Origin of the sequence: Corynebacterium sp. NML120713, from assembly GCF_001875735.1 — a bacterium.
In the GTDB taxonomy this organism is placed as follows: Bacteria; Actinomycetota; Actinomycetes; order Mycobacteriales; family Mycobacteriaceae; genus Corynebacterium; species Corynebacterium pseudogenitalium.
In genome coordinates this window covers 21,381-27,618 of the sequence record NZ_MLCR01000014.1, presented here as the reverse complement: position 1 = coordinate 27,618, position 6,238 = coordinate 21,381, and the positions used below count along the sequence as shown (strand labels likewise).

The 6,238-nt window shown below is 62.0% G+C and carries 6 protein-coding genes; all 6 read right to left on the bottom strand.

From position 1 onward, the window contains the following. Positions 1-861: 861 nt before the first annotated feature. A complete protein-coding gene (locus BJP06_RS07890; RefSeq protein WP_071573461.1) occupies positions 862-1,140 on the bottom strand; it encodes a hypothetical protein in 279 nt (92 codons plus the stop codon). Between the two features lie 81 nt (positions 1,141-1,221). Continuing rightward, the gene (gene recR, locus BJP06_RS07885; RefSeq protein ID WP_071566421.1) at positions 1,222-1,848 is read right to left on the bottom strand and encodes a recombination mediator RecR; all 627 of its coding nucleotides are present in this window, start codon (positions 1,846-1,848) and stop codon (positions 1,222-1,224) included. 58 nt (positions 1,849-1,906) lie between these two features. Next, the gene (locus tag BJP06_RS07880) at positions 1,907-2,284 is read right to left on the bottom strand and encodes a YbaB/EbfC family nucleoid-associated protein (RefSeq protein WP_070363280.1); all 378 of its coding nucleotides are present in this window, start codon (positions 2,282-2,284) and stop codon (positions 1,907-1,909) included. Between the two features lie 73 nt (positions 2,285-2,357). Further along, positions 2,358-4,352, bottom strand: coding sequence for a DNA polymerase III subunit gamma and tau (locus BJP06_RS07875; protein ID WP_071573459.1), 1,995 nt, complete (start codon positions 4,350-4,352; stop codon positions 2,358-2,360). Positions 4,353-4,370: 18 nt separating this feature from the next. Then, on the bottom strand, positions 4,371-4,907 hold the full coding sequence (locus BJP06_RS07870; RefSeq protein ID WP_071573457.1) for a hypothetical protein: 537 nt from the start codon (positions 4,905-4,907) through the stop codon (positions 4,371-4,373). Next, a complete protein-coding gene (locus tag BJP06_RS07865) occupies positions 4,904-6,190 on the bottom strand; it encodes an aminotransferase class I/II-fold pyridoxal phosphate-dependent enzyme (protein WP_252931702.1) in 1,287 nt (428 codons plus the stop codon). Before BJP06_RS07865 ends, BJP06_RS07870 begins: the two co-directional genes overlap by 4 nt. Positions 6,191-6,238: the final 48 nt, after the last annotated feature.

The window sequence follows — 6,238 nt, the reverse complement described above, 5'->3', positions numbered from 1 at the left end:
AGGCACACATGCGTGAACGCGACCAAGCCAACTCACCCGACGGCCGGCCGAAAGTCTACGACACCGGCATCGACACCGACTTCAACCCCTCCTGGGCCATCCGACACGGCTGGGCAGGACGCTCATAGCCCCAGCACAACACCCCACAACCCACCCATCCCAACCCCTGAAAAAGCACACATTTTGTCACTTAAGTCGACACGCCGAGAAAAGCACACATTTTGTCGCTTAACCCTTATTTTCATGTGATTGTCCTCCCTTTACTGCCCCGAAGGGCATAAAAATCCCCAGCAGTAAAATACTTTTACGACTGGGGATGATAATTTGCGGACATACACATATACAGCATACACCTGTTTGTGAGTGCTGTTTTTGGGGATATGTCAAAATTGATAAGGCAAAAGTATTCTTAAATTGGGTACAAAAAACTAAGCCCCTACAAAAGGGACTATCATAATCCTTTGTTCCCACTATTTGATTATAGTTTTATTTAAGAATACCTTGCCGCATATTTTTTACTCCTTTTCTGGAATTGAATTATTATATCACATCAGTTTTAGGAAAACAAGTATCTAAAAGAAATTTTTCTTCCCCTTATATGTAACAATCATACCGGCTTCCTAACGTTCAGAATGGTTTCTACTGTCTGCTGCGGTGTTTGGTTGGAATTGTCCAGCCAAAAGCCGATCCGTGGTGTTGTCTGCATTTTACTAAATACAAATTCAATGTATACAGAAAGAAATATATAAGGAGTGGGAGGGATTCCGCCGTAGTCGGCATTGTAGGAAAATCCAAAAGTTTAGATTTTCTCAAAATGCTTATCTTTTGGTCTTTGGTTCGGAATAGTGTAGTGCTGGCGGTCTATCTATTGTTTTCGGTTGCTTGCTTCTTTACCGTACATGAGCATTCAGTGTTGGGGATAAACACGACTGCCGCAGCATCCGGCATGACCAACTCACTATCGGAAAGCGTGGCACCGGGTGCAAGGGTGACAGTCGGCAACGCCAGCACATCGCGTGCAGAAAGCATGCTTGCACGCCGACGTTTACGAGTCCTGCCGGGGTCGGGGTCGGTGTTGTAATCGGCCCAATCCTTCTCTGGTGGCTTGGGGATCAGCGGGGGAATATCGTGTGGGGACATGGGTGCGGACCTCCTTCGGGTTCTGGCCCACAACCAGCCTGCCACCTAGGGTCAGTGAGGGAATTTGGTGCACAGCACCTCCTACAACGTGAGCCGCCCGGAGAGCGCGCGGGAGAGGGTGAGCTCGTCGACGAACTCGAGGTCGCCGCCGAGCGGCATGCCGGAGGCCAGGCGGGAGACGGTCAGATCTGGGAAGTCCTTGAGCAGGCGGGCCAGGTAGGAGGCGGTGGCTTCGCCTTCGGTGTCGGGGTCGGTGGCGAGGATGACTTCGGTGATTTGGGGGGCGTCGTCGCCGTCGAGGTCGGGAAGGACGCCGCCGATGCGCTTCAGCAGGGGCGTGACGGCGAGGTCCTTGGGGCCCACGTTCGCAAGTGGGTCCAGTGCCCCACCGAGCACGTGGTAGCGGCCGTTGAACTCACCGGTCCGCTCGATGACCTGGATATCTTTGGCGTCTTCGACGACGCAGATGAGGTCTTTTTTGCGGCCGGAGTCGGCGCAGATGCGGCAGACCGTTTCGCGGGAGACGTTGTTGCAGATGCGACAGAACGTCACGCCGTCGCGGACGCCGGCGAGGGCGGCGCGGAGCCGGTCGATATCTTCGGCCTCGGTTTGGAGGAGGTGGAAGGCGATCCGTTGCGCAGACTTGGGTCCGACGCCGGGGAGGCGCGAGAGCTCGTCGATAAGGTCTTGGAGCGGTCCTTCGAACATGGGGGTCCTTTACAACACAAAACGCCTGGCGAAGTGCCAGGCGTTCAAGCGGGTGGGTTTAGATGATGCCGCCGAACGGAATCTCACCAGGTGCAGGCTGCTGACCACCAGGAGCCTCCTGTGGCATTGCGCCGCCGGTCAGTGGGCCGATCTTCTCCTGTGCCAGCTCGCCGGCCTTGTTGTGGGCGTCGCGGTATGCGGCGAGGATGAGGTCCTGCAGCGTCTCGACGTCGTCGGCGTCAACAGCCTCCGGCTTGATCTGCAGGTCGGTGATCTCTGCGCCACCGGTCATGACGACGGTGACCAGGCCGCCGCCAGCGGTGCCGGTGACGGTGGTGCTGAGCAGCTCCTGCTGTGCCTGCTGCAGCGCCTGCTGCACCTCGGCTGCCTGGCGGATGAGTTCCTGCATGTCCTGAGGCATATTTGGCTGGGTCATGGTGTGTAACACCCTTTCGTGTCAGTGATTTTGTCTAATTTGCTCACCAGTGTACCCGGTGATTCCTGAATGCTTACAAGGGCTTGGCTCCAAGTTCGCTGGCAAGCAGGTCCATGGCAACTTCGGTGGCGTCACGACGGTCGAAGGTCGCCGACTCGGCCTCGGCCTGGTCGACCATGTCGCGCTCTTCATCCTCTTGGCTGTAGGGCTCGGGCGGCGGCGGAGGCGGCTCCCATCCGGCGTCTTCGTGGAATGGTTCGGGCGGCGGCGGGACTTCCTCGCGCTCGCGGCGCTCCTGTTGCGCGCTGCGCTGCCCGGCGGCCTTCGCTATCGCCCGCCAGTCAGTGGGCTGCTGTGCTGTGGGTTTTGGGGTTGCTTCACTTTTCGACGCCCCCTTCGCCCCTTTCGTGCCCACCACACAGCGCACGGCAACCTTGGTGCCAAGCGCTTCGGAGAACACCGCGACGATGTCCCCGTTGTTGTTGTCGGCGTTGAGGCGCTCCGCGAGGGCACCCGTGTTGTGTCCGATGAGCAGTGTGGGCTGGCCGTCTTCGTTGTCGAGGGAGAGCGGTTTGGCTTCGGCAAGCATGATTTCGGCGACCTGGTTGCGCTTGCCCACAGCTTGGCGCAGCTTCATCCAGTCACGCTGCACGCGTTCGAGGAGGTCTTCCGCAGGTGCTGGCTCTGGCTTCGGTGCCGGGGTTGGTTCCGGCTTCGGCGGCGTTGCGGGTTCCGCGGGTGGCTGCGGCACTGGCTTGGGCTCAGGCTTCGCTGCAGGCTCGGGCTTGGGCTCAGACTTTGGCGCGCTCTGCGCCTTTCGGCGCTCCGCGATCCTGGCCGCAGCAGCCGCAGCGGCCGCGGCTCCCCCACCCTGCGAAGGAGCCTGCGACGGGGCCGACTGGGCAGGCTGGGCCGCCTGCACAGGGGCAGCAGGCGCCGGTGCAGCTGCGGTAGCCGAGGAGACCGGCGGGCGGTCGCCCATCGTGAGCAGGTGCGCCATCATCACTTCCAACAACAGGCGCGGGGACGTCGCGCCGCGGAGGTCACCGATCCGGTCGTTCACCTCGGTCGCGAGCGCGGCCAGCGTCGACGGATGGAACTGTTGCGCTTCGGCGCGGAGTATTTCGGCGCGGTCGACGGGGGCGTCGACAAGCCCTTCGCCGAAGGCATCCGGCACGGTGACGATGAGCAGCAGGTCACGCAGCCGGTCCAGCAGGTCGAGGGCGAAACGGCGCGGCTCGTGGCCGGACTCGATCACCTTGTCGATGGTGTGGAACATCGCCGCGGCGTCCTTGGTGGCGAGGGCGTCGATGGCGGCGTCGAGAAGCGTGAGGTCCGTGACCCCGAGCAGCGGCAGCGCCATCTCGTAGGTCAGGCCGTCCGGGCCGGCGCCCGCCAGCAGCTGGTCCAACACCGACAGCGTGTCGCGCGGCGACCCGCCTCCAGCGCGGATGACCAGCGGGTACACGTTCTCATCGACGTGCGCCCCCTCCTCCGCCACAATGTTTTCCAACAGGTGGCGCATCGCCTGCGGGGTCAGCAGGCGGAACGGGTAATTGTGGGTACGCGAACGGATCGTGCCAAGAATCTTTTCCGGCTCCGTCGTCGCAAAGATGAAGATGAGGTGCTCTGGCGGCTCCTCCACAATCTTGAGCAGGGCGTTGTTGCCGGAGGGCGAAATCATGTGCGCCTCGTCGATGATGAAGACGCGGTAGCGGGACTCCGCAGGCGCGAACATGGCACGTTCGCGCAGCTCACGCATGTCGTCGACACCGCCGTGGGAGGCGGCGTCGAGCTCCATCACGTCCAGGTTCCCGGTGCCACCCGGCGCCAGCGACACGCAGGACGCGCACTTGCCGCACGGAGTGGACGTCGGCCCCTCAACGCAGTTCAACGAGCGCGCCAGGATGCGCGCCGAGGACGTCTTACCGCACCCCCGCGGCCCCGAAAACAGGTACGCATGGCTGATACGCCCGTTGTCGAGAGCGTTCGATAACGGCACAGTCACCTGGTCTTGCCCAACCAGCTCACCAAACGTTGCAGGACGATATTTCCGGTACAGAGCCACGGCGCCAAGTGTAGACGATCAGCCCTCTTCCCGGCACCAATCTTTCACATCCACGCCACGCCTGCGCAGACGCCGCTCCAGCACCGGATAGCCCTGCTCGGAGGCGATCCCGAACTCCTCATCCGTCAGCGCAATCAGCTCCAGAAGCAGCGTAATCCGGCCCGGTTCTCGCACCAGCGGGGTGCCCTGCGCGAAAACCTCCGGCTCCCGCAGTAGCCCATGCCGCACGGTGCCCGGCGCGTCCGCCAGCAGCCCCTCGAGCAGCACGCCAGGCTGCCCCGGCACTCCAAGGCGCTCAAGCTCGCGGGTCGCGTCCACGACGGCCTCAGCAAGCACCTGCTTGTCGACGTCCCCCACCGCCATCACCTCGCACACAACTTCGGGGCCGCCATCATCAAGCGCCACCAGCCCCATGTCAGTACCGCTGAACCCGGCGGTAACCGCCACGTTCGCACCGTTCAGTTCCGCGGTGGCGACGGCGCGGGCGTCGACAAGCGAAAGCTGCATCCCCGGAAACACCGAGGCCAGCCAGGCAGCGAGGTCGTCGCCCGTCATGCGCCGAGCTTCTCCACCGCCGCGAGCAACACGCACGTGGCCACGCCGTCCATCGCCCGCGTGACATCCTCCAGTGGCGGCATCGACGGCGCTAGGCGAATATTGCGGTCGTTCGGGTCCTCCCCCTTCGGGAACGCCGACCCCGCCTTCGTCAGGCTAATGCCGGCCTGCTTCGCCAACTCCCACACGCGAGTCGCGGTCCCGTCCATCACGTCCAGGGAGATGAAGTAGCCGCCCCTCGGCTTCGACCAGGTCGCCACGCCCGTGCCCCCGAGCCGGTTCTCCAGCACCTCAAGCACAGCCTCAAACTTCGGTGCCAGCGATTCCGCGTGCTTCCGCATCACCTCACGCACGCCATTCGCGTCCTTGAAGTACATCGCGTGCGCCAGCTGGTTCACCTTGTTCGGGCCGATGCCTCGCACATTCGCGATCGACTCGTACCACTCCAAGTTCTCCTGCGAGGAGGCAAAGAACGCCACGCCCGAACCCGCGTGCGTAATCTTCGACGTCGACGACATGTACCAGAACCGGTTCGGGTTACCCGCCTTCGCCGACAGCGCAAGCACGTCCGCGTTCACCGGGAACGTATCCGTCAGCGTGTGTACCGCGTACGCGTTGTCCCACACAACGCGGAAGTCCGGCGCGGCCGTCTCCATCGCCGCCAGACGCTCGATGGTCGCCTGCGAGTACACCGCGCCCGTCGGGTTGGAAAACACCGGCACGCACCACATGCCCTTCACAGCAGGGTCCTTCACCAGCTCCTCCACGACGTCCATGTCGGGGCCGTCCTCCAGCAGCGGGACGGTGATCATTTCGAAGCCGAAGCGCTCCGTAATCGTGAAGTGGCGGTCATAGCCGGGCACTGGGCACAGCCACTTAATCGCGTGCTCGCGCTGCTCATCCGCCCACGGCCGCGGCGAATCATTCGTCCCAAACGTGTACGCCCAGGACACCAGGTCAAACATAATATTTAGCGACGACGAGTCTCCCGCCACCAACAGCTTCGGGTCAATACCGAGCGCCTCGGCCCACAACTCACGCAACTGCAAAATGCCCGTCAGGCCGCCGTAATTACGCACGTCCACACCCGACGCATCACGGTGATTCCCCACACCCGGCAGTGCCAACAGATCGTCCGCCAAGTCCAACTGGCGCGCCGAGGGCTTCCCCCTCGTGAGATCCAACGCCATGTTGGTCTCCTCCAGCTGCTTGTACTGCTCACGCAACTCAGCAGCCAGGCTTGCAAGCTGCTCAGCATCTAGTTCTTTCAACGGGGTGTTCAATGTCTTGGTATCCTATTCGAGTACGTCGGCGTATCTACTAACGACCCA

Coding starts and splice junctions, on each gene's coding strand:
- BJP06_RS07870 (WP_071573457.1), bottom strand. CDS start 4,907: ATGACGGGCGACGACCTCGCTGCCTGGCTGGCCTCGGTGTTTCCGGGG.
- recR (WP_071566421.1), bottom strand. CDS start 1,848: ATGTTCGAAGGACCGCTCCAAGACCTTATCGACGAGCTCTCGCGCCTC.
- BJP06_RS07890 (WP_071573461.1), bottom strand. CDS start 1,140: ATGTCCCCACACGATATTCCCCCGCTGATCCCCAAGCCACCAGAGAAG.
- BJP06_RS07880 (WP_070363280.1), bottom strand. CDS start 2,284: ATGACCCAGCCAAATATGCCTCAGGACATGCAGGAACTCATCCGCCAG.